We start from the raw sequence: 24,178 nt of genomic DNA, 5'->3' as shown, positions 1-24,178 counted from the left end.
AGCCGCACACATGTTCGATAGATTGTATGCGGGGTTGGATGAGCCGGCTCTGGTCGCTGCGATCGAACAGGCTGCGCGTGAGGAAGCCCGGGCCGGGGCGCGCAAGATGGCCGCGATCGCCGAGTTGGTGAATCTGACGGTCGATGAGGATGACGAACGAGGCATGTGGGCCTTCGATCCGTGGAAGAACGCCGCCTGCCAGGTCGGGGCCGCTTTGTCGATCAGCCCGCAGCGCGCCTCGGCTCAGATGTGTGTTGCGACGGCGCTGCGTTACCGACTGCCCAAGGTGGCGGCCCTGTACCTGCAGGGGCGCCTGAGCGCCCGGTTGATTTCGGAGATCACCTGGCGCACCCATCTGGTCACCGACGACATCATCGCCGTGGTTGACGCGGCGCTGGCAGCCAAGGCCCAGACGTGGGGACCGCTGTCGGACGAGAAACTGGTCAACAAGATCAACGCCGTGATCGAGCGCCACGACCCCGACGCGGTGCGCCGCGCCAAGGAGGTCCTCAAGAAGCGGGATGTGCAGATCGGGGCTCATGAGGACCCCGACGCGGTCACGTCGCTGTGGGGGTTGTTGTTGGCGCCGGACGCCGCGGTGTACAAGGCGCGGATTGCCCGACTGGTCAACGGTTTGTGTGAGGCGGATCCGCGTTCCATCGGTGAGCGGCGCTCCGATGCCATGGGCGCGATCGGTCGGGGCGAAGACCACCTGCGGTGCCGGTGCGGATCTTCGGCCTGCACCGCCAGCGGCCCGGCGAAATCGCCGGTGGTGATTCACGTGATCGCCGACAAGGCGGCCGTTGATGCCGCAAAGCAGGTGATCGCCGCCGAGGACCGCGAACAGCAGAACATCAGGGTCGAATCCGAACGTCCCCAGCCCGAGTCCGAACCTGACGAGTCCGAACCCGAGAGCCGGCCCGGGGCCGAACCTGTTGAGCCCGGTCTTGATTGCTGCGCCAAGGATTCCTGCGCCAAGGATTCCGGGGTGGCGTTGCTTGCGGGGGCTCAGGTCCTGCCGGTCGTGGCGTTGGCAGAAGCCATCCGCTCCGGAGCGTTGATCAAGCCGTTGTGGCTGCCTGGCCCCGATCCCGAACCGCACTACCAGCCCTCGGCGAAGCTGGCCGCGTTCATCCGCGCCCGCGATGTGTTCTGCCGCTTCCCGGGATGCGGTGTTCCCGCCGAGCGTTGCGACATCGACCACGTCGTGCCGTACCCCTACGGGCCCACTCACGCGTCGAACATGCACTGCAAGTGCCGAACTCACCACTTGATGAAAACCTTCTGGGGTGGCCCCCACGGCTGGCGCGACGAACAACTCCCCGATGGCACCGTCATCTGGACCACCCCGGCCGGGCAGACCTACACCACCACACCCGGCAGTCGACTGTTCTTCCCGACCTGGAACACCACCACCGCGCACCTGCCGCCGATGTCCCCACCCCCACCCGGGCCGGGCCGCGAGGTCCAGATGCCCAAACGCCAACGCACCCGCGCCGCGGACAGGGCTGCCCGCATCAAGGCCGAGCGTGAACACAACGCCGCCCAACGACTCATCGAGCAACAACCCCAACAGCCGCACCCGCCACCCGATTACGGCAACGACCCCCCACCCTTCTGAGACGGCGTGCTGGTTTTCAAGAGGCAGGGTGCAGCGGCGGCCCACGAGATAGGCCGCAGGACTTAGCCTTCCGAGGCGGCTTCCAGTTCGGTGAGGGCCTCGCCGGTGAACACGGCCAGCCGTTGTAACCGCGGCAGGCGGTCGCGGCAGCCGACGAACCCGAGGTTCACCGTGTCGGCGTAGCTCTGCAGCGTGATGTTCAACGCCATTCCGTGAATCGGAATCGACACCGGGTAGGTGGCTTCCAGCCGGGAACCGTTGTAGTACAAGCGCTCCCGCGGTCCGGGGACATTGGACACGCAAAGATTGAACGTGTACGGCCACGGCGGTCTCACCCCGGTCAGCGCACCGGCGATCTGTCCGCCGGCCGGGGCCAGCAGCGCTGCGCTGTAGGCGATGATCGCGGCCGGCGACATCGACTGCAGCTGCGTCTTGGCCGCCCGCGTGGCCGTCGTGATCGTCGACAGCCGCTCGACCGGGTCCTCGATGTCGGTGCCCATGGGGGCGAGCATCGCGCCCACCGCGTTGCCGCCGCCTTCATCGCCCTTGGGCCGCACGTTCACGGGTAGAAACGCGATCAGCGACCTGTCCGGCAGCTCGTCGAGCTCGGACAGGAACTTGCGCAGCCCGCCGCCGATGATGGTGAGAGCGACGTCGTTGATCGTCGCCCCGTAAAGAGCGCTCAGTTTCTTGAGCCGGTCGAAGTCGTACTGCTGGGTGGCGAACCTCCGGTTGCGGCTGATCCTCGCGTTGAGGATGCTGTGCGGCGCCGACGCCGACCCCGAGATGTGCCGGTAGTCGCCGTCACGCCGCAACTGCGTGTTCACCAGCGCCGACGCCAGATCGACCGCCGAGCTCACTCCGTTCGTCACCGTCGAACCGACCCCGGAGAGCGTTCGCAGCGCGGCCGTCAACGGATTCGGGGAACCGGCTCCGTCGCCGCCCTGCCTGCTCCTCGACGGGGTGGGCACATTGAAGAACATCCGGGCGTCCCGCGTCTGCGGGTCGGTGGACAGGCTGCGTTCCAGCATCCGCATCGCGGTGTAACCGTCGACGAGCGCGTGGTGGATCTTCATGTACAGCGCGAACCGGCCACCTTCCAGGCCCTCGATGACATGCAGCTCCCACGGCGGTCTGGTCAGGTCGAGATGGTTGCTGTGCAGCCGGGACACCAGGATGCCGAGCTCGCGTTCGTCACCCGGGCTGGCCAGCGCCGAGCGCCGCACGTGGTAGTCGAAGTCGAAGTCCTCGTCGACGACCCAGCTGTGCAGCGGGCTGAACTGAAGTCGCGGATTGGCCAGCTTGCGGTTCCACGGCGGCATTACGTCCAGCCGGCGGGCGTCGTGGATCACCTGGCGCAGGTAGTCGCGCGGCGCATCGGCGGGTGGAGTAAACGGCAGGAGACCGCCGACGTGCATCTTCGAACTCGAGGTTTCGCCGTAGATGAACAGCAAGTCCTCTAGTCCGAGGCGGACCCTCTTGGCGCTCATGGCAGGCACGCTACGCGGGGCATTCACGTTCCACAGAAAGTTCGGAACGAGGAGCTGAACTCCTTCTCGCCGGGCTCGGCGTAGCGCTGCAAGCCGGGACGCTCGTCGAACGGTGCGCTGATGGCCAAGAGCAGCCCGTGCAACGGTTGCAGGTCGCCGCCGGTGGCCGCCGTCAAGGCCTCCTCGACCAGATGGTTGCGAGGGATGTACACCGGATTGACTCGGTCCATCGCCTCGGGATCCGGCCCCAACGCCCGCCAGCGCGCCAGCCATTCGTCGAACGCGGCGAGATCGACGAACTCCCCGCGCACCGGCTCGGCGTCTCCGCGGGCCGCCGTCGCCAACCGGCGGTAGAACGATGTGTGGTCCACCTGGCTCTGCTGCATCTGAGTCAGCAGATCCCGCGCCAGCGCCGGTACCGCTTCGGCTGAGGCCTCGGGCAGCCCGAGCTTGGCCCGCATGCCGTCGGTCCACGCTGTCTCGTAAAGCTCCTGGAATCCGCCCAGCGACGCCTCGGCCTTCGCGATCGCCGTGCCGGTGTCGTCGTCGAGCAGCGGCAGCAGCGCCTCGGCGAACCGCGCGAGGTTCCACAGAGCGATCGACGGCTGGTTGCCGTACGCGTAGCGACCCCAGCTGTCGATGGAGCTGTACACCGTCGCCGGGTCGAACGCCTCCATGAACGCGCACGGTCCGTAATCGATGGTCTCGCCCGAGATCGTCATGTTGTCGGTGTTCATCACGCCGTGAATGAATCCGACCAGCATCCACTGCGCCACCAGCCGCGCCTGCACCGCGCTGACCGCTTCCAGCAGGGCGAGGTAGGGCTGTTGCGCGTCGGCCGCCGCGGGGTGGTGCCGCGCGATGGCGTGGTCGGCGACACGGCGCAGCAGATCCGCATGGTCCGGCTGCGTGGAGACCGCCGCCGCGTACTGGAACGTGCCGACCCTCAGGTGGCTCGCGGCGACCCGTGCCAGGACCGCGCCCGGCAGCGCGGTCTCGCGGTACACCGGCCGGCCGGTCGCGACCACCGCCAGCGCGCGTGTCGTCGGGATGCCCAGCGCGTGCATCGCCTCGCTGACGATGTACTCGCGCAGCATCGGCCCGACCGCGGCCAACCCGTCACCGCCCCGCGCGAACGGTGTCCGGCCCGAACCCTTCAGGTGCAGGTCGCGCAGCTGCCCGGCGGTGTCGACGAGCTCGCCGACCAGCAGCGCGCGCCCGTCACCCAGCCGCGGTTGGTATCCGCCGAACTGGTGACCGGCGTAGGCCTGGGCGGCCGGTGTCGCGTCCTCCGGGACGCGGGTGCCCACCAACAGGCCGAGTCCGTCGGGTCCGCGCAGCCACTCCGGATCGAGGCCGAGGTCGACGGCCAGGGGCTCGTTGAACGCCAGTAGCTGCGGTTGGGGGGCTTCCTCGGCCTTCCACTGCACCGCCAGCTCCGGAAGCTCGCCGACGAATCGGTTCTGCAGCGCGATACTCACCTCATCCAGCCTACGGAGAGGGCTCGATCACGGCGATCGCGTCGACGCCGTCCTTGATCGAGAACCGGCGGGAGCTGTCCTCCAAGGCCAGCGTGCCGACCGGATTGGCCGGCACGCCGCTGGGCGGCAGGATCAGCGCGCGTTGGCCGGGGGCGACCTCGGCGGACTGCAGCGCCGAGGTCGGCGGCGTGGTCTGCGCGATATGGTCCCCGGTCACCTGCCACACCAGCGGCGGCGTGGTCTGCGGCTGACCGCACTGCCAGGTGGTCAGGCTGAGTTTCGGTTCCCCCTTCGCCGGCCACCACAATTTGTTGACCCGGGAGCCGGCGTCGGCGGCGGGACCGGCCACGTCTAACGTCACCTGCTCGCCGTCGGCGTCGGACGTGACGATCGCCGCGGTGCCGCAGGTGCTGTCGGTGGTGCGGTACAGCGCATACGCCAGCGTCGCCCCGTCCGGGCTCAGACGGGCCACCGTGACCGGGCTGTTCGCGTCGGCCTGCCCCAGCGGCGCAGGCGCACCCGGACCGCGGACTGCGTACAACGTGTCCGGACCTCCGAAGCGGGACGGCGGCGACTCCACCCGCGCGACGATCGCGGTGCCGCCCCGGGCCACCAGCAGCCGCGGCTCACCCGGCCGTACCCTGGCCACCGGGGGCAGATCGACAATCTGTTGCAGTTCCGGCTGGGACGCCGGGTCGGCGAGATCCAGCCGCATCAACCTGTTCGGCTGCTCCCACCACACGATCACGCTCGCACCCGCGGTGCCCAGCGACGGACCGACCGTGACGTCGCGCGTGGTCGCCTTGCCCGTCGCCACCTCCAGCGTGACCACCTGTCCGTCGGTGGTGCGGGAGAACACGAACCTGTCGTCCTCGGTGGCGATCAGGTCGTTGGACGGGGCGAACGCGCCGGGCGCCGTCGCCGCCACCGTCGTGCCGTCGACGATCCCGAGCTCGTCGCCGGCCCGGTAGGCCAGCAGCGGACCCGTCCGATCCGGCGCCGGACTGGTCGTCGTCGGCTCGAACGGGGAGCGGGAGCTGGTGGGGGTCGTCGCCGTCGTGGTGCCCGGTGCGGGCTCCATGCCGGTGCATGCGGTCAGCACCGCCAGGAGGGTCAGCGCTGCGACGAGGATGGATGGGGTGCGGGGGTTTCTCTGCAGCATGTTCATAAGCGGTCTACACCCATGAAAGCTCACTGGGGCCGCCGGTGCCGCCCCAGGTATGGTGATTTTTTCCGGTCGGCCGGGGGAACGCGAGGCCACGACGATGACGTCGGTGGGCCGCCGGGGGAAGAAACAGTCGTAGATGTGGAGCAACGCTGTGAGCTTGAACACCATCGCTTTAGAGCTCGTGCCGCCCAATGTGGACCGGGGTCGCGAGCAGGCCATGGAGGACGCCGAAAAGGTGTTGCGCTGCTCGGCCGAAGCCGGACTGGCCGGCCGGATCCGGCACGTCATGATCCCCGGGATGATCGAGGAGGACGGCGACCGTCCCATCGAGATGAAGCCGAAGCTCGACGTCCTCGACTTCTGGAACATGATCCGACCCGAGCTGCCCGGCATCAAGGGGCTGTGCACCCAGGTCACCGCGTTCATGGACGAGTCCGCGCTGCAGAAGCGGCTGAGGTTGCTCGGGGAGAGCGGTTTCGAAGGCATCGCGTTCGTGGGAGTGCCCCGCACCCTCAACGACGGTGAGGGCACCGGCGTGGCCCCGACCGACGCGCTGTCGATCTTCGACGAGGTGGTCGACAACCGCGGGGTCATCCTTATCCCGACACGCGAGGGTGAGCACGGCCGGTTCAACTTCAAGTGCGACCGGGGCGCCACCTACGGCATGACCCAGCTGCTCTACTCGGATGCGATCGTCGGATTCCTCAAGGAGTTCGCCGAATCCACCGACCACCGGCCCGAGATCCTGCTGTCGTTCGGTTTCGTACCGAAAGTGGAGAGCCGGGTCGGCCTGATCAACTGGTTGATCCAGGACCCGGGCAACGCGGCCGTGGAGAAGGAGCAGGAGTTCGTCCGGACGCTGTCCGAGACCGACCCCGACGGACGGCGCAAGATGATGGTCGAGTTGTACAAGCGCGTCATCGACGGTGTGGCCGAGCTCGGGTTCCCGCTCAGCGTGCATTACGAGGCGACCTACGGGGTGAACACCGCCGCGTTCGAGACGTTGGCCGAGATGCTGGCCTACTGGGCGCCGGACACCGCTTCGCGCTGAGTTTTCCGCGCTGGTCGCGCGCACCCGCGCGCCGGGATGACGACCGCACGCCTATCGTTGCCGGAGTGCCCGATCCGTCCCCACTCGACGTGCGTGCGCTGCGTGCCCGCCTCGACGGTCTGACGATCAGCGACGCCGCGCGGCTGGAGCGGCGGCTGCGGCAGCTGCGCGAGCCCTCGGCCGAACAACTGCAGCGCCTCGCCGAGAAATTCACCGCCGGGGAGGCCCTGGTCGCCTCGCGGCTCGCCGCGGTACCGCAGATCACCTACCCGGATCTGCCCGTCAGCGAGCGTCGCGACGAGATCGCCGCGGCGATCGCGGCCAACCAGGTGGTGATCGTCGCCGGCGAGACCGGCTCCGGCAAGACCACCCAGCTGCCCAAGATCTGCCTCGAGCTCGGCCGCGGGATCCGCGGCACCATCGGCCACACCCAGCCGCGCCGGCTCGCCGCGCGCACGGTCGCGGCCCGCATCGCCGAGGAACTCGACACCCCGCTCGGGGACGCGGTCGGCTACACGGTGCGGTTCACCGACCAAGCCTCGGACCGGACCCTGGTCAAACTGATGACCGACGGGATCCTGCTCGCCGAGGTGCAACGGGACCGCAGGCTGCTGCGCTACGACACGCTGATCATCGACGAAGCACACGAGCGCAGCCTCAACATCGACTTCCTGCTCGGCTACCTTCGACAGTTGCTGCCCCGGCGGCCGGACCTGAAGGTGATCGTGACCTCGGCGACGATCGAGCCGCAGCGCTTCGCGCAGTTCTTCGGCGATGCGCCGATCGTGGAGGTCTCGGGACGCACCTATCCCGTCGAGATCCGTTACCGGCCACTGGAAGTCCCGGTCGCTGCGGACGATTCCGAGGATCCCGACGATCCCGACCACGAGGTGGTGCGCACCGAGCTGCGCGACCCGACCGAGGCGATCATCGACGCCGTCGCCGAGCTGGAGGCCGAGCCGCCCGGTGACGTGCTGGTGTTCCTGTCCGGTGAACGTGAGATCCGAGACACCGCAGAGGCTCTGCGGGCCGTGACCGACCCGGGCCACACGGAGGTGCTGCCGCTGTACGCAAGGCTACCCACGGCCGAGCAGCAGAAGGTGTTTGCACCCGGCCGGACCGCGCGGCGAATCGTGTTGGCCACCAATGTCGCCGAGACATCGTTGACGGTGCCAGGCATCCGCTACGTGGTCGATCCCGGAACCGCGCGGATCTCGCGGTACAGCCGTCGGACCAAGGTGCAGCGGCTGCCCATCGAGCCGATCTCGCAGGCGTCGGCGGCCCAGCGCGCCGGGCGCTCCGGTCGCACCGCGCCGGGGGTCTGCATCCGGCTGTACAGCGAGGAGGACTTCGAATCCCGGCCCCGCTACACCGATCCGGAGATCCTGCGCACCAATCTGGCCGCGGTAATCCTGCAGATGGCGGCGCTCGGCTTCGGCGACGTCGAGGGCTTCGGGTTTCTCGACCCGCCCGAGGCTCGCAGCATCCGCGACGGCGTCGCACTGCTGCAGGAACTCGGCGCGTTCGATCAGCAGGCCCACCTCACCGACATCGGACGCCGGCTGGCCCAGATCCCGGTCGACCCGCGTCTGGGCCGGATGATCCTGCAGGCCGACGCCGAGGGCTGTGTGCGCGAGATGCTGGTGCTGGCCGCGGCGCTGTCGATCCCGGACCCGCGGGAGCGGCCCGTCGACAAGGAGGAGGCGGCCCGGCAGAAACATGCCCGTTTCGCCGATCAGCATTCGGATTTCATCTCGTACCTGAATCTGTGGCGCTACCTGAGCGATCAGCGAAAAGAACGCTCCGGCAGCTCCTTTCGCCGGATGTGCCGCGACGAGTTCCTGCACTACCTGCGGATCCGGGAATGGCAGGACCTGGTCGGTCAGCTGCGCGGGATCTGCCGTGACATCGGCATCCGGGAGGGTGACGCCAGCGACGAGCCTGCCGACCCCGCGCGGGTGCACGCCGCGCTGACCGCCGGCCTGCTCTCGCACATCGGGATGCGTGACACCGACGGGCGCACCTACCAGGGTGCCCGCAACGCCCGGTTCGTGCTCGCCCCCGGTTCGGTGCTCAGCAAGCGCCCGCCGCGCTGGGTCGTGGTCGCCGACCTGGTCGAGACGAGCAGGTTGTTCGGCAGGACCGCGGCGCGTATCGAGCCGGAAGCGGTCGAGCGGGTGGCCGGACATCTGGTGCAGCGCAGCTACAGTGAGCCGCACTGGGACGCCGAGCGGGGTGCGGTGATGGCCTACGAGCGGGTCACCCTCTACGGCCTGCCGCTGGTGGCACGCCGCCGGGTCGGCTATGCGCAGGTCGATCCCGAGGTTGCGCGCGAACTGTTCATCCGGCACGCGCTGGTCGACGGTGACTGGCAGACCAAGCACCACTTCTTCCGCGACAACGCCAGGCTGCGTGAGGAGCTCGCCGCGCTGGAGGACCGTGCCCGCCGCCGCGACCTGCTGGCCGGCGACGACGAGATCTTCGCGTTCTACGACGCCCGCGTGCCCGCCGACGTGGTGTCGGCGCGGCACTTCGACGGGTGGTGGCGCAAGCAGCGGCACCGCACGCCGGATCTGCTCACCATGACCCGGGATGACCTGCTGCGCAACGAGGCCGGCGCCGAGCAGCCCGACGCCTGGCAGGCCGGGGACCTGTCGCTTCCGTTGACCTACCGGTACGAGCCGGGTGCAGCCGACGACGGCGTCACCGTGCATGTCCCGGTCGACGTGCTCGCGCGGCTCGGCGGCGATGACTTCGCCTGGCAGGTACCCGCGCTGCGCGAGGAATTGCTCACCGCTCTGATCAAATCGCTGCCCAAGGACCTGCGCCGCAACTTCGTCCCCGCGCCGGACACCGCCAAGGCGCTGCTCGCGTCGATCGGCCCCGACAGCGGGCCGCTACTCGATGCGGTGCAGCGCGAATTGCGGCGCCGCACCGGCATTCTCGTGCCGATCGACGCGTTCGACCTGGACAAGGTGCCGCCGCATCTGCGGGTCACGTTCGCCGTCGAGGACGCCCAGGGCGCCGTGGTGTCCCGCGGCAAGGACCTCGCGGAACTGCGCCGCGAGCTCGCCGCCCCCACCCGCCAGGCCGTCGCGGCCACCGTCGCCGCCGGGCTGGAGCGCACCGGGCTGCGGGACTGGCCGCAGGATCTGGCCGAACTGCCGCGGGTCGTCGAGAACCTAGGTGCTTCAGGGCATCTGGTGCGTGGTTACCCCGCGCTGGTGGATACCGGCGCCGCGGTGGACATCCGGGTCTTCGCCACGAAGGCCGAACAGGATGCCGCGATGCCGCACGGCAGCCGGCGGCTCTTGCTGCTCGCCGGCCCGTCGGTGGCCAAGAACGTCGAGCGCGGTCTGGATACCCGCACCCGGCTGATGCTGGGCGCCAACCCGGACGGCTCCCTGTCGGCGCTGATCGACGACTGTGCCGCAGCGGCCGCGCAGATCATCGTGCCCGTACCGGTGTGGACCAGAGAAGGATTCGCCGCTGCACGAAAACGGCTGACCGCCAACCTCGCGCAGACCACCGCCGATGTGGTGCGGCGGGTGGAGCGGGTGCTCTCGGCGCTGCACGAGGTCGAGGTCGCGCTGCCGTCGAAGCCGACGCCGATGCAGGCCGACGCCGTCGCCGACATCCGCGCGCAGCTGGCCGCTCTCGTGCCACCGGGATTCGTCGCGGCGACCGGCGCCGCGCGACTCGGGGACCTGGCCCGCTACCTGACCGCCATCGGTCGTCGGTTGGAGCGCCTGCCATCCGCTCCCGCCGCCGACCGGGAACGGATGGGTCGCGTCGCTGCGGTGCAGGCTGAGTACGACGCACTGCGGCAGGCGTTGTCGCCCGCGCGCGCGGCGGCGGCCGATGTGCGCGACATCGCCCGCATGATCGAGGAGCTGCGGGTGAGCCTGTGGGCGCAGCAGCTCGGCACCGCCCGGCCGGTCAGTGAACAGCGCATCTACCGGGCCATCGATGCGGTCAGCGTTGCCGGTTCCAGCTAGCCCAGCGAGGCGATCCGGGCGACCGTGAGGGCAGCGGTGAGCTGCAGCAGATCGGCGGGCCGGGCCAGACTCAGCCCGGTCAGTTCCTCCAGCCTGCGGACTCGCTGGGCGACGGTGTTCGGGTGCAGATGCAGCGCCTGCGCTGCCGCACGTCTGTCCAGGCCGTGTGTGAGAAGCACGCGGGCGGTGCGCAACAACTCCGTGGACCGGGCGCGGTCGTAGTCCGCCGCGCGACCGAGCACCGCGGTCGCGAACTCGCGCAGCCGGCCTGGGTCGTCGAGTTGCAGCAACAGGTGGTCGATGGTCGGTTCGTCGAGGTCGATCACCGCCGGGGCGCCGCGCTCCCCGGCAAGATCGAGGGCGCCGCGGACGGTGCGGAAGCAGCCGGGCAGTTCCCGCGCGGCGACCTGACGTGACACCGCGGCGGTCGGAGTCTCGGGAATCCTTGCCGAGCGCAGGAATTCGAGCAGCCTGCCGGCGGTCTGCACCGGAACCTCCGCGCCGGCGGGCCAGACCAAGACGAGGTCGCCGCGATGCAGAGCCACCAACGGGCGCGGTGTCACACCGGTGACGAAACGGTCTGCCGCCGCCAGAGTGCGTTCATCGGCCGGGCGCAGTGCGATCAGGCTCTGGGCACCGGACAGATCCCAGCCCAGGCGCCGGGCGCGGTCGAGCAACGCCGGTATGCCGGCCTCGTCGGCGCCGAGCAGGTCGGCGACCAACGACCCTCGGATCCGCTGCTCGACCTCGGCTGCGGTGCGTGCCCGCAACAGCTCGAGCGCGGTGACGACCGTGGCGTGCTCGACGGCGCGCATGTCGAGCCCGGACAGCTCAAAATCAGCCGCGGCCACGTGGATTCGCGCCACCGTGTCGCCGTCGAGGTTCACCTCGGCGACGACGTGGTCATCACCGCGTGGATCGAGCGCCGACCCGTTCACGTCGGCGAGTGGCTCGTCGTAGAGGTCCTCGATCAGCACGCCGCGGTCGAGGAGCTCCGACAACGCGGTGGCCACGCCGGACACGCCTTCGCCGCGCAGAGCGGTGGCTGTCAGCAGCGTGTGGATCTCCTCGGCGCGACGGAGTTCACGAATCGTCGCCTGTTCCTTCGCGCGCAGCTGTGCCGTGCCCAGCGCGATCGCGACCTGCGTGGCGAGTGTGGTCACCAGGGTGACTTCGGCGCGGTCGAAGCGATGGGGTGCGGCGCGGTAGCCGTTGAGGGCACCGACCACGGTCCCGGACCGCCGCAGCGGTACCGAGATCAGCGCGCGGTAGCCCTGCTCCTGGGCGACGCCACCCCAGGTGAAATCCGGCACCAGCTCGATGTCCTCGAGAGTGACCACCTCTCCGCTGCGGTAGGCGAGGCTGGTCGGCGCCTCGTGGTCGCCCCGGGCATCCACCAGAATCGGACGATTCGCGTTGACCTGGGCGATGTAGTCGGCGGAGAGGCCATACGAGCCTTCGATCGTGAGCGCCCGACCGCCGTCATCAGGGAGGAAGACCGCGCAGAAGTCGTAACCGAGCAGCGTGCACGCGGTGCGGGCCACGCGGCCGAGCACCTCGGCGACGGGCTCGTCGCCACCCACGGCTTCGCCGATCTCCGCGAGCGCGCTCAGCCAGTGCTCGAAGGGATCCGACCCATCTTGTGTGCGCGTGGACATGTTCATGAGCATAAGTGTGTGCTCTCAGACATTGCTGGGTGTAATCCCGAACCCGCATCGTAGGGGTCGTGATCGCCATCACAGAACCAGGAGGTCGACGGATGGATCTTTCGCTTCGCATCGGTGCGAGACGGGGCCGACGAATGGGCGGAGTCGCCCTCGGCATCCTCCTCGCTGCCCTGCTCACCGTCACCACGGCCTGCTCGGCGGGCCTGGGCGGGCCCGCGTCGTCCCGGTCCGCCCGCGACGGAGTCATCCGGTTCACCTTCGCGCCCGATCCGATCTGGGACTACATGCACGACACCGGCATCGTCGACGAGTGGCAGCGCGACACCGGCTACACGATCGAGACGAGCGCCACCTGGGACGAATTCGGCCTCTTCGCCGGTGGCCACGCCGACATCATCTCCACCGCGTCCTTCGAGGTGCCCGGCCTGGAGGAGCAGACGCAGCGCGAGACCGTGATCATCGGCAAGTACAACGCCGAGCGCAGCCGCATCCTGGTCCGTGCCGACGATCCGGCACAGTCCCTCGCCGACCTGAAGGGCAGACGCCTCGGGGTGTTCACCACCGTGTCCGGCACGCTGGTGTGGAGTGCCTTGGTCAAGCGTATGCACGACCTGACCGTCGTCGACGGCGACTTCGACGTGGTGGTCGCCGACATCCAGAACCTGTCGAACCTGCTGGCGCGTGGTGAGATCGACGCCTGCATCTGCTATCCGGACCTCTCGGCGCGCGAACTGCGGGACGGGTCGGTGCGGCCGCTGTATGACGGCAAGTCCTCAGCCGACCTGTTCGCCGAACTCGTCGCTCCGGGCCACGACGGCCCGATGGGGAACGTCTTCGTCGCCCGCAAGGACTGGGTCGACGACCACCCCGCAGAGGTGTCGGCCTTCCTCGACCTGTGGGACCGCGGCCTGTCCGAATGGCAACAACACCGCGACGAGATGATCGAGCGCTATCCCCAGCATTTCGCAGTCGCCACTGCTGAGGACGTCGAATTCATGAAAGCTTATGTGGCCGAGCATGACTGGGTCACCGAAGAGGTGCGATTCGATCCGCAGTGGGCGCAGGACGAGAGCTCCATCTTCGACCTGATGCGCGCCACCGATGTCATCGGAGACGAGGTCACCGACCCGCAGTTCCTGCCGACCGAAGGAGTCCAGAAGTGACCCAGACCGTCGCCCCGCCGGACACCCGGCCCGAACCGGCGCCGCCTGGCCGGCCCCGACCGCCGCGTCCTGCCCTTGCCCACCGGCGCTGGCTCGTCTCCGGTCTGGCGCTCCTGCTGGCCCTTGGCACATGGGCGGCGCTGGCCGCCTGGGTCGACGACCCGATCCTGCCGCGCCCGTCCGTGGTCGGCGAACAAGTCGTCGCGATCGTCGTCTCGGGCGAGGCGGTCACCAACTTCGCGACCAGCATCGCCAAGATCGCCGCCGGATTCGCGATCGCGATGGCCGGTGGGCTCGTCATCGGATTCCTCATGGGCCGTTCACGATTCATGACCTCGTACTTCTCGCTTCCGCTCTTCGTGCTCGGCAACATGCCCGGGCTGACATACGCGGTATTCGGGCTGCTGATCTTCGGGGTCGGCGCCGGCGGCCCGATCGTGGTGTCGGCGCTGGTGGCGCTTCCGTTCATCGCGATGAACGTCGCAGAGGGGGTGCGCTCGGTGGACGGCAACCTGCTCTCGATGTGCCGGGCCTTCGAGCGCAGCCGGTCCGACGTGCTGCGACACCTGTATCTGCCCGCGCTGACGACGTTCGTGTTCGCCGGTGTGCGGTACGGCTTCGCGATGGCGTGGAAGGTCGAGGCGCTCACCGAGGTGTTCGGCGCCAGCTCCGGCGTCGGGTTCATGATCCGCAAGGCCTACCAGGAGTTCCAGGTCGCCGACATGCTCGCCTGGACCGGGCTGTTCATCGTCGCGATGGTGCTGATCGAACGGGGCCTGGCCCACCTGGAAAACCGGTTCTTCGCCTGGCGGAAGGAAATCGCATGACCACCCAGACCCAGACCTGGCAGCGTCAGCTGCGCGGGCAGGCCGGCTCTGTCACGGCCGTCGTCGCCGCGGTGCTCAGCATCCTGGCGGCCTGGCAGCTCGCCGTCGCCGTCGGCAACCGGGTGCCGTCGATCGGCGACAGCGTTGCCCGGCTCGGCAGCGAAGCGGCAGCCGGTGAGCTGTGGCACAACCTGGCGCTGAGCATGAACCGGTTCGCACTGGGCCTCGCGCTCGCACTCGTCGTGGGCGCCGCCCTCGGCGTGATGATGGGGCTGTCTCGCGTGGCCGATCTGGCGCTGTCCGACCTGACCGCCGCGGCACTGGCGATCCCCGCCGTCATCTGGGCGTTGCTGACCACGATGTGGTTCGGTTTCGGCTGGCTGACCCCGGTGGTCACGGTGTTCCTGTCCGGGCTGCCGTTCGTCGTCGTCAACATCGCCAAGGCCACCCGGGCGGTGCCCGCCGACCTGGTGCTGATGGCCCGCTCGTTCGGGGTGCCGCATCGCCGCGTCCTGCGCGAGATCGTCGTTCCCGCCGTCGCCGGATCAACCATCGCCGCAGTGCGATTCGCGATCATGAGCGCCTGGAACGGGCTCCTGCTGGCCGAGTGGTTCGGTGCCACCTCGGGCGTCGGCTGGCGGGCCCGCTACTGGTACGACGCCAACCAGCTCGACGGCTTCCTCGCCTGGGTGCTGGTGTTCATCCTGCTGCTGGTCGTCGCCGACCTGCTGATCCTGGGCCCCATCGAGCGCTTCGCCACCCGCTGGCGCACCGTCTAGAAAGCGAGAAATCATGGCTTCCATCGAAATTCAGAGTCTCGTCAAGGAGTTCACGGACCGCCGCGGTGCGGTCACGCGCGTCATCGACGGCGTCGACCTCACCATCTCGGGCGAGACCTTCGTCTCGGTCGTCGGCCCCTCCGGCAGCGGCAAGACCACGCTGCTCAACATCGTGTCCGACATCGAGACCCACACTGCCGGACAGGTCCGGCTCCGTGCCGGATCCCGAGATGCCCGGGTGGGCTACGTGTTCCAGGATCCGCGCCTGCTGCCGTGGCGCACGGTGATGGCCAACCTGGCCTTCGTCCAGCATGAGCGGGCCGGCTGGCAGGAGCGAGCCCGCCACTACCTCGACCTCGTCGGGCTCGGACACTGCGCCGACCGCTTCCCGGCCCAGCTGTCCGGTGGGCAGCAGCAGCGCATCGGTATCGCCCGCGCGTTCGCCGTCGAACCCGACGTGCTGCTGATGGACGAACCGTTCAGCCACCTCGACGCGATGACCTCGCGCACGCTGCGCGAGCACCTGGAGCGCATCTGGCTGGAGTCGCGGCGCACCGTCATGTTCGTCACCCACGACGTGACCGAGGCCGTGCAGCTGTCCGACCGCATCGTCGTGCTCGAACCCGGTGGCCGCATCCACGAGATCATCGATGTCGACCTGCCGCGGCCGCGTCGCGCGTCCGATCCGGCCGTGGCCGTGCTGCAGGCCGAGATCCTGGCTCGCTTCGAAGCTCTCGAGTCCAAGGTCGCCGCGGTATGAGCGTCCGGTCCGGCCCTATCGACGTCCACGCCCACTGGCTGCCGCGGGACCTGTTCGGCCTTGCTCCCGGCTCTCCGGTGCCCCCGCTCGGAGACCGCGGCGGGCAGCTGCACCTGGGCGAGCTGCCGCTGTCGATCGAAACCGACGCGATGAGCGACATCGGGCGCGTCCTCGCCGACACGGACGCCGCGGGTCTGGGTGCTCGTGTGTTGTCCGCGCCGCCGTTCGCGTTTCCGGTCGTCGACCACGCCGAGGTCGACGCGTTCGTCGGCGCCTACAACCAGGAGCTGGAGAGGGTGTGCCGCGACAGCGGCGGACGCCTGCTCGGCCTCGGCCTGGTGTCGCTGCACCAGCCCGAGTCGGCGCGTAAACAGATTGCGGCGCTGGCTTCCTCGGGCATCACACCGGGCATCGCGGTGCCTCCACTGCTGGGCGCCACCTCGTTCGACGCGGCCCCGATGCGGGACATCCTCGTGGCGGCCGCCGAGTACGGGCTGGCCGTGCTGGTACACCCGATGCAGCTCGCGCGGCCGGAATGGTCCTCCTACTACCTGGCCAACCTCATCGGAAACCCGGTCGAGACCGCCACCGCCGCTGCGGCCCTGACCCTCGGCGGAGTGCTCGACGAGATCGACGGTCTGCGCGTCTGCCTGGTGCACGGCGGCGGCTGTGCACCTGCCCTGGTCGGACGCTGGCAGCACGGGTGGCAGCAGCGGGCCGACGTCCGGTCGGCAGGCTCACGGGCTCCCCGCGACGCGTTCACCGACCTGTGGTTCGACACGCTGACCCACGACGTGCCCTCCCTCGGACTGCTTGCTGCACAAGCTGATCCGTCACACCTGATGTGCGGCAGCGACTATCCGTTCGACATGGGCACCGACAGGCCCCTGGCGCTACCGCACGCGGCGGGCATCGACGACGCCGCGTTGGAATCCAACGCCCGGGCCTTCCTCGGGCTGACCACAGGAGAACGACATGATTGATTGGAGCGGCCACCGGGCGATCGTCGTCGGTGGTTCCATCGGCGGTCTGACCACCGCGCTGCTGCTGCGGCGCCTCGGCTTCGACGTCGCGGTCTTCGAACGCACCCCCAGCAACCTCGACGGCCGCGGCGGTGGGATCGTGCTGCAACCGGACACGCTGCGCTGGTTCGTCGAGTGCAGCCAGCAGCATCCCGAGACCGTGAGTACATCAACGCATTTCGTGCAGTATCTGGGTGACGACAACTCGGTGATCCATCGCGAGGCGGCACCGTGGAGCTATACCTCCTGGGGCACCTTCTACCGCGCGCTGCTGGCGGACTTCGGCCCCGACGCCTACAACCTGGGCGAGTACGCCGCCGGCTTCGACCAGGACGCCGACGGCGTGGACGTGAGATTCACCTCCGGACGGCGGGAGCGCGCCGAGCTCGTGGTGTTCGCCGACGGCATCACCTCGCCGAGCCGGCGCCGCATCTCGCCGGAGTCCCGGCTGGAGTACTCGGGCTACGTGGGCTGGCGCGGCACCGTGCCCGAAGGTCAGGTGTCCCCCGAAACGTTCGAGTTGCTCAAGGATTCGATCAGCTACAGCCTGGGGCCCCAGACCCACATCAATGTCTATCCGATACCGTCTCCCAACGGCGGGCTCCGCCCAGGCGAGCGGCTGTTGAACTACGTGTGGTACCGCAACGTCGCGCAAGGGTACGAGCTCGACGAGTTGATGACCGACAAGCGTGGCTTCATCGCGGGTGTCTCGCTGCACCCGGGACAGGTGCAAGACCGCTTCGTCGACGAGATGCGCTCGGTGGCAGCCGAAGTGCTGGCTCCGGCGGCAGCCGAGGTGGTGGTACGCACCGAGCAGCCCTACCTGCAGGCGGTGTACGACGTCGGCGCCCGTCAGATGGCGCTGGGGCGAGTCGCACTCGTCGGCGACGCCGCCAGCGCGGCCCGGCCGCATGCCGCGGCCGGCACCGCGAAGGCGGCCGCGAACGCATGGGCGTTGCACGACGCCCTGGCCGACAGTGCCGATATCGCCGAGGCTCTCGCCAAGTGGGAACCCGGCCAACTCGAGCTCGCGCAGCGGTTGCTGCGCCGGGTCAAGGAAATGGGCACGCGGTCCCAGGTCACCGGCACCTGGGTACCCGGCCACCCCGACAACCGGTTCGGCCTGTACGGGCCGGGCCACTAGACCGAAAGGCACACGATGACAAGCACACACGACCATCTGACCGACGCCCCGCTGGCGGGCACCCTGATCGGCACCGATTTCGAGGGCTGGACCGAGGAACTGCGCGCCGAGTTCGAGACCCACTCGCACGACGGGCATGTCGGCTCCCGGCTGCTCAGCGAGAACGAGCGGGTACGGGTGTGGGAGATCCGGCTGGCTCCGGGGCAGCGCTGGCACGCCCACCGCCACGTGCTGGACTACTTCTGGACCGCGGTCAACGCCGGCCGCAGCAGGCAACACACGTCGGACGGCACGACGCGCGACGTGTCCTACAACGCCGGCGAGACACGGCATTTCATGTTCGCCGAAGGCGAGTACCTGCTGCACGACATCGAGAACGTCGGGGATGACGAGCTGGTGTTCACGACCGTGGAGCACCTCGACTCGGCGAACGCGCCGCTGGATCTCTAGGGACTGATCGCCGGACTGCTCGGATCGATCAGGATCTTCGCGTGCGCCTCCGGGTCGGCCAGCGCGTTGAACGCCGCGGCCACGCCGCCGAGTCCGACCGTCCCGGTCACCAGCGGCGTCGCATCGAGCTTGCCGTCGGCGAGCATGTGCAGGGTGTCCCGGAATTCGATGGGCGTGTAACCGAACACGAACCGCAGGTCGATCTCCTTGCCGATCGCCATCGCGGGGCGCAGCTTGTCGTCACCCATGCAGACGCCGACCACCACCACCCGCGAGGCCAGCGGCGCGGCGCCGATCACCCCGTCGATCATGCCGGGCACCCCGACGCACTCGAAGATCACCGGCCGCTTCGGCGCTGTCCCGCCCAGCCGGTCGGCGACGCGGTACACGTGCGCCCAGCCGGGGATCCTGCGCAGCTTCTCCATCGAGCCGACACCGAGTTCGTAGAGCGCGGGCAGTTCGGTCAGGCCGCGCTGTTTGGCCGGCACCGCGTCGTACGGGGACTCCTCGGCCGGGTCGACGACGACGTCGGCGCCGCACCGGGTAGCCAGCGCGCGTCGGCCCGGGGAGAAGTCACTGGCGACGATGGTGTGCACGCCGCGCGCCTTCAGGTGGCAGATCACCGCCAGCCCCACCGGTCCGCAGCCCAGCACGATCGCGACGTCCTTGGCGGTGACGTCACTGCGGCGCACCGCGTGGTAGGCCACCGCCATCGGCTCGGTAAGGGCGGCGACCGCGGAGTCGAGGCCGTTGGGCACCACGAACGTCAGCGCCGCCTCGGCGAGCACCTGCTCCGCGTAGCCGCCGGGAGCCTTCGGCGACAGACCGGTCAGATGCACGCCGCCGTCGGCGCGCACCAGCGGAAACGACACCACCGTCGTACCCGGGGAGAATTCCTTGCCCGCCTTGCGGCCCCGCTCGGCGACCACCCCGCAGAACTCGTGGCCCATCACCACCGGGGTGTCGCTGCGCGCGAAGTCGCGATAGCCGCCCTCGGCCATCACCTCGGTGAGTTCGTCGGCGTGATCCTTGGCGTGCAGGTCCGATCCGCAGATCCCGCACCGCAGCACGTCGAGCACCAGCTGGCCCTCGGCGGGCTGTGGGGAGGGCAGGTCGACGACCTCCAAAGTCCCGTGCACACAGCTGACCGCTTTCATTCCGCCATCGTCGCACGGTAGAACGGCGATATGACTCCCTCTTCGCAAAGGACCGCGTCGCAGTTGTGGGCCGGGATGATCCTGGTCGTGGTGGCCGGCACCGTCTCGCCCGTCGCGCACGCCGAGCCGGCCGTGCCGGTGGTCGAGCCGGTCGTGCTGGAGGAGATGCCGCACGACGCGCAGGCTTTCACCCAGGGATTCGAGATCAGCGGGCCGGTCCTCTACGAGGGCACCGGGCTGGCCGGGGAGTCGCAGCTGCGCACCCTCGACCCCGACACCGGTGAGGTGACCCGCGCGGTCGACATCCCGGGCGACTACTTCGGGGAGGGCATCACCGTGGTCGGGGACCGGATCTGGCAGCTGACCTACCGCGACGGCGTGGCCGTCGAATGGGACAAGGCCGACCTGACCCCGGTGCGGGAGGTCCCGTTGTCCGGGGAGGGATGGGGGCTCTGTTACGACGGCGAGCGGTTGATCCGCAGCGACGGAAGCAACCGGCTGACGTTCCACGATGCCGCCGGCTTCGCCGAGACCGGCGGTGTCGACGTCACCCGCGACGACCGTGCCCTCAACGGGCTCAACGAGCTGGAGTGCGTCGACGGCCGGGTGTGGGCCAACCTGTGGCCGTCGGACAACATCGTGCGGATCGACCCGGAGAGCGGCGCGGTGGACCTCGTCGTCAACGCCGCCGGGCTGCGCGCCCGCGGCATCCCGCCCAGCGCCCAGGTACTCAACGGCATCGCCCACGTCGCCGGTGACGAATTCCTGCTGACCGGCAAAGACTGGCCGACGACGTTCCGGGTCCGGTTAGGGTGACCGCTGTGGGCAAGGCGCGCTCGTTGACGATCGTCGCGGTGGCCTATGTCCTGGCTGTCGGTGTCGGGGCGGCGTGGCTGGTGTGGGGCCCGGCCACCGGCCGTCTGTGGCTCGACACGCTGATCGCCGACGTCCTGGCCACCCTGGTGGTGTTCGGATTCAGCCGCGCCTACCGCAATTCCAGCTTCTACGACGCCTACTGGAGCGTCATCCCGCCGCTGCTGCTGGTCTACTGGTGGAGCCAGGGCGACGGCGACGCCCTGCGGTGCTGGCTGGTCGCGGTGCTCGTGCTGGTGTGGGCGGTGCGCTTGACCGGCAACTGGATATACGCGTTTCCCGGGCTGCACCACGAGGATTGGCGCTACCCGATGTTCCGGTCGCGGGCCGGCCGGTGGGAGTTTCTCGCCGACCTCGGCGCGATTCACCTGATCCCGACGCTTCAGGTGTTCCTCGGGATGGTGCCGGTCTACGTCGCGGTCACCACACCCGGTCGCGGGCTGGTGTGGCTCAGCGTGGTCGCATTCGTCGTCGGGATGGCGGCGGTGGCAGTCGAGTTCGTCGCCGACGTGCAGATGCACCGATTCGTCCGCGACCGGCGCCCGGGTGAGGTGATGGACCGCGGGTTGTGGGGCTGGTCGCGGCATCCCAACTACTTCGGCGAGTTCGGATTCTGGTTCGCTCTGGCGCTTTTCGGGCTCGCTGCGGCGCCGGGGGCCTGGTGGCTGTTCGTGGGTGCGGCGGCGATGCTGGCCATGTTCCTCGGCGCCAGCATCCCGATGATGGAGACCCGAAGCCTCGAGCGTAGGCCCGGTTACCAGGCCGTCATCGACCGGGTGTCGCGGTTCGTGCCCCGCCCGCCGGCGAAGGTGAGTGCGTGAAGCGGGTCGTCATCGCCGGGCTGGGCGACACCGGCGTCCTCACCGCGATCAAGCTGGCCCGCCACGCCCAGGTGGTCGGTATCTCCGCCAAACCGGGGCTGGTGAGCGGCCAGGAGCTGGGCTGGCGGCTGGCCCGGCCCGACGACTGGGCCCGGTACAACTGGATCCCGTTCGGCCGCTTCCGCGGCCTCGACGGCGTGCGCACGGTGCACGGCACCCTGACCGGTGTGGATCTCGAATCCCGCTGTGTGCTGGTCGAACTCGCCGACGGATCGGCGACCCAGGTGCCCTACGACGCGCTCGTCATCGCCACCGGCGTGACCAACGGGTTCTGGCGCAGGCCGACCCTGCAGGACGCGGCGCAGGTCGGCGCCGACCTGCGCGACCCGCACGACCGCCTCGCCGCCGCAGGGTCGGTGATCGTCGTCGGCGGCGGCGCCGCGGCCGTCAGCAGCGCCGCCCAGATCGCCACCGCGTGGCCGGGCAAGCCCGTCGACCTGTACTACCCGGGCGAGCGGGCACTCGTCGGTCATCACCCCCGTACGTGGAACTCGGTGCGGCGCAGGCTGATCGACGCCGGAGTGCGGCTGCACCCTGGCCATCGTGCGGTGCTGGACCCCACGTTCGCCGCCGCTGAACTGACCAGCGGGACCGTGCGGTGGAGCACCGGCCAGCCACCCGCGTCCGCCGATGCCGTGCTGTGGGCGATCGGCCGCGTCACGCCCAACACCGGGTGGCTGCCCGCTGAGCTGCTCGACGAGCGCGGGTTCGTGCGCGTGACCCCGACGCTCCAGGTGCCCGGCCACCCCGAGGTGTTCGCCATCGGTGACGTGGCCGCGACTGATCCGCTGCGCAGCTCGGCCCGCAACCGCGCCGACGGACTGCTCGCCCGCAATGTGCGCGCCTCGTTCACCGGCAGGGCGTTGCGGGACTACCGCGCGCCCACCCGGCGATGGGGTTCGGTGTTGGGCATCCAGCCCGACGGTCTCGAGGTGTTCACGCCCAACGGCAGGGCGTTCCGGTTTCCGGCGTGGTCGTTCGAGCGGGTGCTGATGCCCTGGATCGTGCGGTGGGGGATCTACCGCGGAATCAGATCCGCGGCATCTCGGCGTTGATCCGGTCCAGCAGCTGGGGATAGCGTTTGGCCTCGCGGTGAGGCCCTGGCTTGCCGCTGCTGACCACCGCCACCGACAGCGCCCGCTGCGGGTCGGCCCACACCGCGATGTCGGTGAGCCCGGTGTGTCCGAACGCGCCTGCGGCGTCCCGGCCGAATGGACCGAATCGCTTGGAGCCCAACATGTAGCCAGTGCCCCACCGCATCGGCGCCAGGCCGGTGGCCAGATCCGGCCGTAACCGGCGCGCCTCTCGGGTGGCCGCATACAGCGTCTCCGGCGAGAGGATCCGTACTCCGTCGAGTTCTGCACCGCGGCAGAGGATTTCGGCAAATCGGGACAGTTCGTTGGCGTTGGACACGGTGTTCGACGACGGGATGACGCCGGTCAGGAACTCACGCGTGTTGGAGAACGGGATGATCTGCTGCGGGGTGCCGCCCACCGCCGCCTTGAACGCCTTGGCGATCGGGGCAGGCAGCGGCCTGCCGGTCACGTGGCTGGGTGCGACCAGCGGAACGTCTTGTGGGGCAACGCCGTAGTTGGTCCATCTGAAGCCCAGCGGGTCGAGGATCTGCTCGGCCAGGATGTCGCGGATACTGCGGCCGGTGGCCGCGGAGATGATCTCGCGCATCAGCGGTCCCCACGTCACGCCGTGGTAGATGTGGACCAGCCCCGGCCGATACACCGGCTTCATCCGGCTCAGCATCTCCCGCGCGTACTCGCTGTCGTCCATGCGCTTGAGGTCGGGCTTCGGCCCCGTCGCGAACGGGATGCCGGCGCTGTGGGTGAGCACGTGCCGGATCGTGGTGCGGTCCTTGCCGTGGCTCGTGTACGTCGGCAGATAGTCACACACCCGGTCCTCCAGCGAGAACGCCCCGCGCTCGACGAGCATGTGCGTCACCGTCGTGGTGATCGCCTTGGCCGCCGAGTAGACACAGAACGGGGTGTCGGTGCGGACCGGGACGTCCTCCCAGGCGTAGCCGATGGCACGGTCGAGGATCACCCGGCCCTCGCGGCGCAGGCACACCTGGATTGCCGGCTGCATCCCGGCGCGGTACCAGTGCACCGCCGCCTGCCAGATCCGCTCGACGGCGTCCTCCAGGCCGGCGTTGTCCTCGGCTCCGATCGAGGTGACCGCGCGATCGCTCAGCGCGGGCCTCCGGAGAACATGCCGCTGCCGATCGCCTGCGTGAGCTGACCCAGCAGCTCGCCGGGGCCGGGCTGCGGAGGCATCGGGGCGTTGGTGAGCTGCCAGGCCTGGCAGTCGCTGGTGGTGAAGGTCGTGTCGGTCGGCAGGATCTGCACGAACGACGGCTTCTTGGTCAGCCGGTTGTCGAGCATCTCCTCGCCGGCAGCACGCTTCCAGTAACAGGCGCCACCGTCGACCGGTCCGGCCGACTGATACACGCCCGGCACGATCTCGGTGCCGACGGTGTACGTGCCGTCAGCGTCGATCGTTGTCTTCGGTGCCTCGGCGGGTTGGGTGTCGGCGGGTTGTGCACCGGCCGTCGGTGCGGCCGCGCCCCAGCCGGCGATCACCGCCGCGGCCATCACGGCTACCTTCGTCAGCCTCATAGGAAGTCAGTCTAAGCGT

At 69.4% G+C, this 24,178-nt stretch carries 20 protein-coding genes; 13 read left to right on the top strand and 7 right to left on the bottom strand.

The window, feature by feature from the left end:
* Positions 1-10: 10 nt before the first annotated feature.
* The gene (locus tag KXD97_RS06360; protein WP_260755926.1) at positions 11-1,621 is read left to right on the top strand and encodes an HNH endonuclease signature motif containing protein; all 1,611 of its coding nucleotides are present in this window, start codon (positions 11-13) and stop codon (positions 1,619-1,621) included.
* Positions 1,622-1,683: 62 nt separating this feature from the next.
* On the opposite strand, the gene KXD97_RS06355 is transcribed toward KXD97_RS06360, so the two are convergent.
* Genes KXD97_RS06355 through KXD97_RS06345 form a run of 3 tightly spaced genes read right to left on the bottom strand, consistent with a single transcriptional unit; the run spans position 1,684 to position 5,754 of the window.
* Positions 1,684-3,111 carry a wax ester/triacylglycerol synthase family O-acyltransferase gene (locus KXD97_RS06355; protein WP_260755925.1) on the bottom strand — a complete coding sequence of 476 codons (1,428 nt, stop codon included), beginning with the start codon at positions 3,109-3,111 and terminating at the stop codon, positions 1,684-1,686.
* A gap of 23 nt (positions 3,112-3,134) precedes the next feature.
* Positions 3,135-4,592 (bottom strand): YdiU family protein, encoded by a 1,458-nt coding sequence (locus KXD97_RS06350; RefSeq protein ID WP_260755924.1) that lies wholly within the window; start codon positions 4,590-4,592, stop codon positions 3,135-3,137.
* Positions 4,593-4,602: 10 nt separating this feature from the next.
* Entirely contained in the window at positions 4,603-5,754 is a 1,152-nt protein-coding gene (locus KXD97_RS06345; protein WP_260755923.1) for a hypothetical protein, read from the bottom strand.
* 157 nt (positions 5,755-5,911) lie between these two features.
* Between KXD97_RS06345 and KXD97_RS06340 the strand changes: the two genes are divergently transcribed.
* Positions 5,912-6,811 (top strand): mycobacterial-type methylenetetrahydrofolate reductase, encoded by a 900-nt coding sequence (locus tag KXD97_RS06340; RefSeq protein WP_313901354.1) that lies wholly within the window; start codon positions 5,912-5,914, stop codon positions 6,809-6,811.
* Between the two features lie 65 nt (positions 6,812-6,876).
* Positions 6,877-10,809: an ATP-dependent RNA helicase HrpA gene (gene hrpA, locus KXD97_RS06335; protein WP_260755921.1), complete on the top strand. Its 3,933-nt coding sequence runs from the start codon at positions 6,877-6,879 to the stop codon at positions 10,807-10,809.
* On the opposite strand, the gene KXD97_RS06330 is transcribed toward hrpA, so the two are convergent.
* The gene (locus KXD97_RS06330) at positions 10,806-12,467 is read right to left on the bottom strand and encodes a GAF domain-containing protein (protein WP_260755920.1); all 1,662 of its coding nucleotides are present in this window, start codon (positions 12,465-12,467) and stop codon (positions 10,806-10,808) included. The two genes, hrpA and KXD97_RS06330, sit on opposite strands and share 4 nt — an antisense overlap.
* A gap of 143 nt (positions 12,468-12,610) precedes the next feature.
* Here KXD97_RS06330 and KXD97_RS06325 point away from each other — a divergent pair, with 143 nt between their 5' ends.
* Genes KXD97_RS06325 through KXD97_RS06295 form a run of 7 tightly spaced genes read left to right on the top strand, consistent with a single transcriptional unit; the run spans position 12,611 to position 18,621 of the window.
* Complete coding sequence (locus tag KXD97_RS06325) at positions 12,611-13,639, top strand: ABC transporter substrate-binding protein (protein ID WP_260755919.1); 1,029 nt, start codon at positions 12,611-12,613, stop codon at positions 13,637-13,639.
* Positions 13,636-14,466 carry an ABC transporter permease gene (locus tag KXD97_RS06320; RefSeq protein WP_260755918.1) on the top strand — a complete coding sequence of 277 codons (831 nt, stop codon included), beginning with the start codon at positions 13,636-13,638 and terminating at the stop codon, positions 14,464-14,466. The genes KXD97_RS06325 and KXD97_RS06320 overlap by 4 nt, the downstream gene beginning before the upstream one ends.
* On the top strand, positions 14,463-15,245 hold the full coding sequence (locus KXD97_RS06315; RefSeq protein WP_260755917.1) for an ABC transporter permease: 783 nt from the start codon (positions 14,463-14,465) through the stop codon (positions 15,243-15,245). The genes KXD97_RS06320 and KXD97_RS06315 overlap by 4 nt, the downstream gene beginning before the upstream one ends.
* 13 nt (positions 15,246-15,258) lie before the next feature.
* Positions 15,259-16,005 carry an ABC transporter ATP-binding protein gene (locus KXD97_RS06310; RefSeq protein WP_260755916.1) on the top strand — a complete coding sequence of 249 codons (747 nt, stop codon included), beginning with the start codon at positions 15,259-15,261 and terminating at the stop codon, positions 16,003-16,005.
* Positions 16,002-16,988: an amidohydrolase family protein gene (locus KXD97_RS06305; RefSeq protein WP_260755915.1), complete on the top strand. Its 987-nt coding sequence runs from the start codon at positions 16,002-16,004 to the stop codon at positions 16,986-16,988. The genes KXD97_RS06310 and KXD97_RS06305 overlap by 4 nt, the downstream gene beginning before the upstream one ends.
* Complete coding sequence (locus KXD97_RS06300; RefSeq protein WP_260755914.1) at positions 16,981-18,171, top strand: FAD-dependent monooxygenase; 1,191 nt, start codon at positions 16,981-16,983, stop codon at positions 18,169-18,171. Before KXD97_RS06305 ends, KXD97_RS06300 begins: the two co-directional genes overlap by 8 nt.
* Positions 18,172-18,186: 15 nt before the next feature.
* Positions 18,187-18,621: a hypothetical protein gene (locus KXD97_RS06295; RefSeq protein WP_260755913.1), complete on the top strand. Its 435-nt coding sequence runs from the start codon at positions 18,187-18,189 to the stop codon at positions 18,619-18,621.
* On the opposite strand, the gene KXD97_RS06290 is transcribed toward KXD97_RS06295, so the two are convergent.
* Positions 18,618-19,778 carry a zinc-binding dehydrogenase gene (locus tag KXD97_RS06290; protein ID WP_260755912.1) on the bottom strand — a complete coding sequence of 387 codons (1,161 nt, stop codon included), beginning with the start codon at positions 19,776-19,778 and terminating at the stop codon, positions 18,618-18,620. The two genes, KXD97_RS06295 and KXD97_RS06290, sit on opposite strands and share 4 nt — an antisense overlap.
* Positions 19,779-19,808: 30 nt before the next feature.
* On the opposite strand from KXD97_RS06290, the gene KXD97_RS06285 reads away from it, so the two are divergent.
* The 3 genes from KXD97_RS06285 to KXD97_RS06275 are packed head-to-tail and all read left to right on the top strand — an operon-like array spanning position 19,809 to position 22,587.
* Positions 19,809-20,594, top strand: coding sequence for a glutaminyl-peptide cyclotransferase (locus tag KXD97_RS06285; RefSeq protein WP_260755911.1), 786 nt, complete (start codon positions 19,809-19,811; stop codon positions 20,592-20,594).
* A gap of 5 nt (positions 20,595-20,599) precedes the next feature.
* Positions 20,600-21,472 (top strand): DUF1295 domain-containing protein, encoded by an 873-nt coding sequence (locus KXD97_RS06280; RefSeq protein WP_313901353.1) that lies wholly within the window; start codon positions 20,600-20,602, stop codon positions 21,470-21,472.
* Complete coding sequence (locus tag KXD97_RS06275) at positions 21,469-22,587, top strand: FAD-dependent oxidoreductase (protein ID WP_260755909.1); 1,119 nt, start codon at positions 21,469-21,471, stop codon at positions 22,585-22,587. The genes KXD97_RS06280 and KXD97_RS06275 overlap by 4 nt, the downstream gene beginning before the upstream one ends.
* Here KXD97_RS06275 and KXD97_RS06270 read toward each other — a convergent pair.
* Positions 22,562-23,629, bottom strand: coding sequence for a beta-lactamase family protein (locus KXD97_RS06270; RefSeq protein ID WP_260755908.1), 1,068 nt, complete (start codon positions 23,627-23,629; stop codon positions 22,562-22,564). The two genes, KXD97_RS06275 and KXD97_RS06270, sit on opposite strands and share 26 nt — an antisense overlap.
* Before the next feature lie 101 nt (positions 23,630-23,730).
* Positions 23,731-24,159, bottom strand: coding sequence for a hypothetical protein (locus KXD97_RS06265; RefSeq protein ID WP_260755907.1), 429 nt, complete (start codon positions 24,157-24,159; stop codon positions 23,731-23,733).
* Between the last annotated feature and the right edge of the window lie 19 nt (positions 24,160-24,178).

It is taken from the genome of Mycobacterium sp. SMC-8, assembly GCF_025263565.1.
In the GTDB taxonomy this organism is placed as follows: Bacteria; Actinomycetota; Actinomycetes; order Mycobacteriales; family Mycobacteriaceae; genus Mycobacterium.
This window is presented reverse-complemented; position numbering and strand designations above follow the sequence as displayed.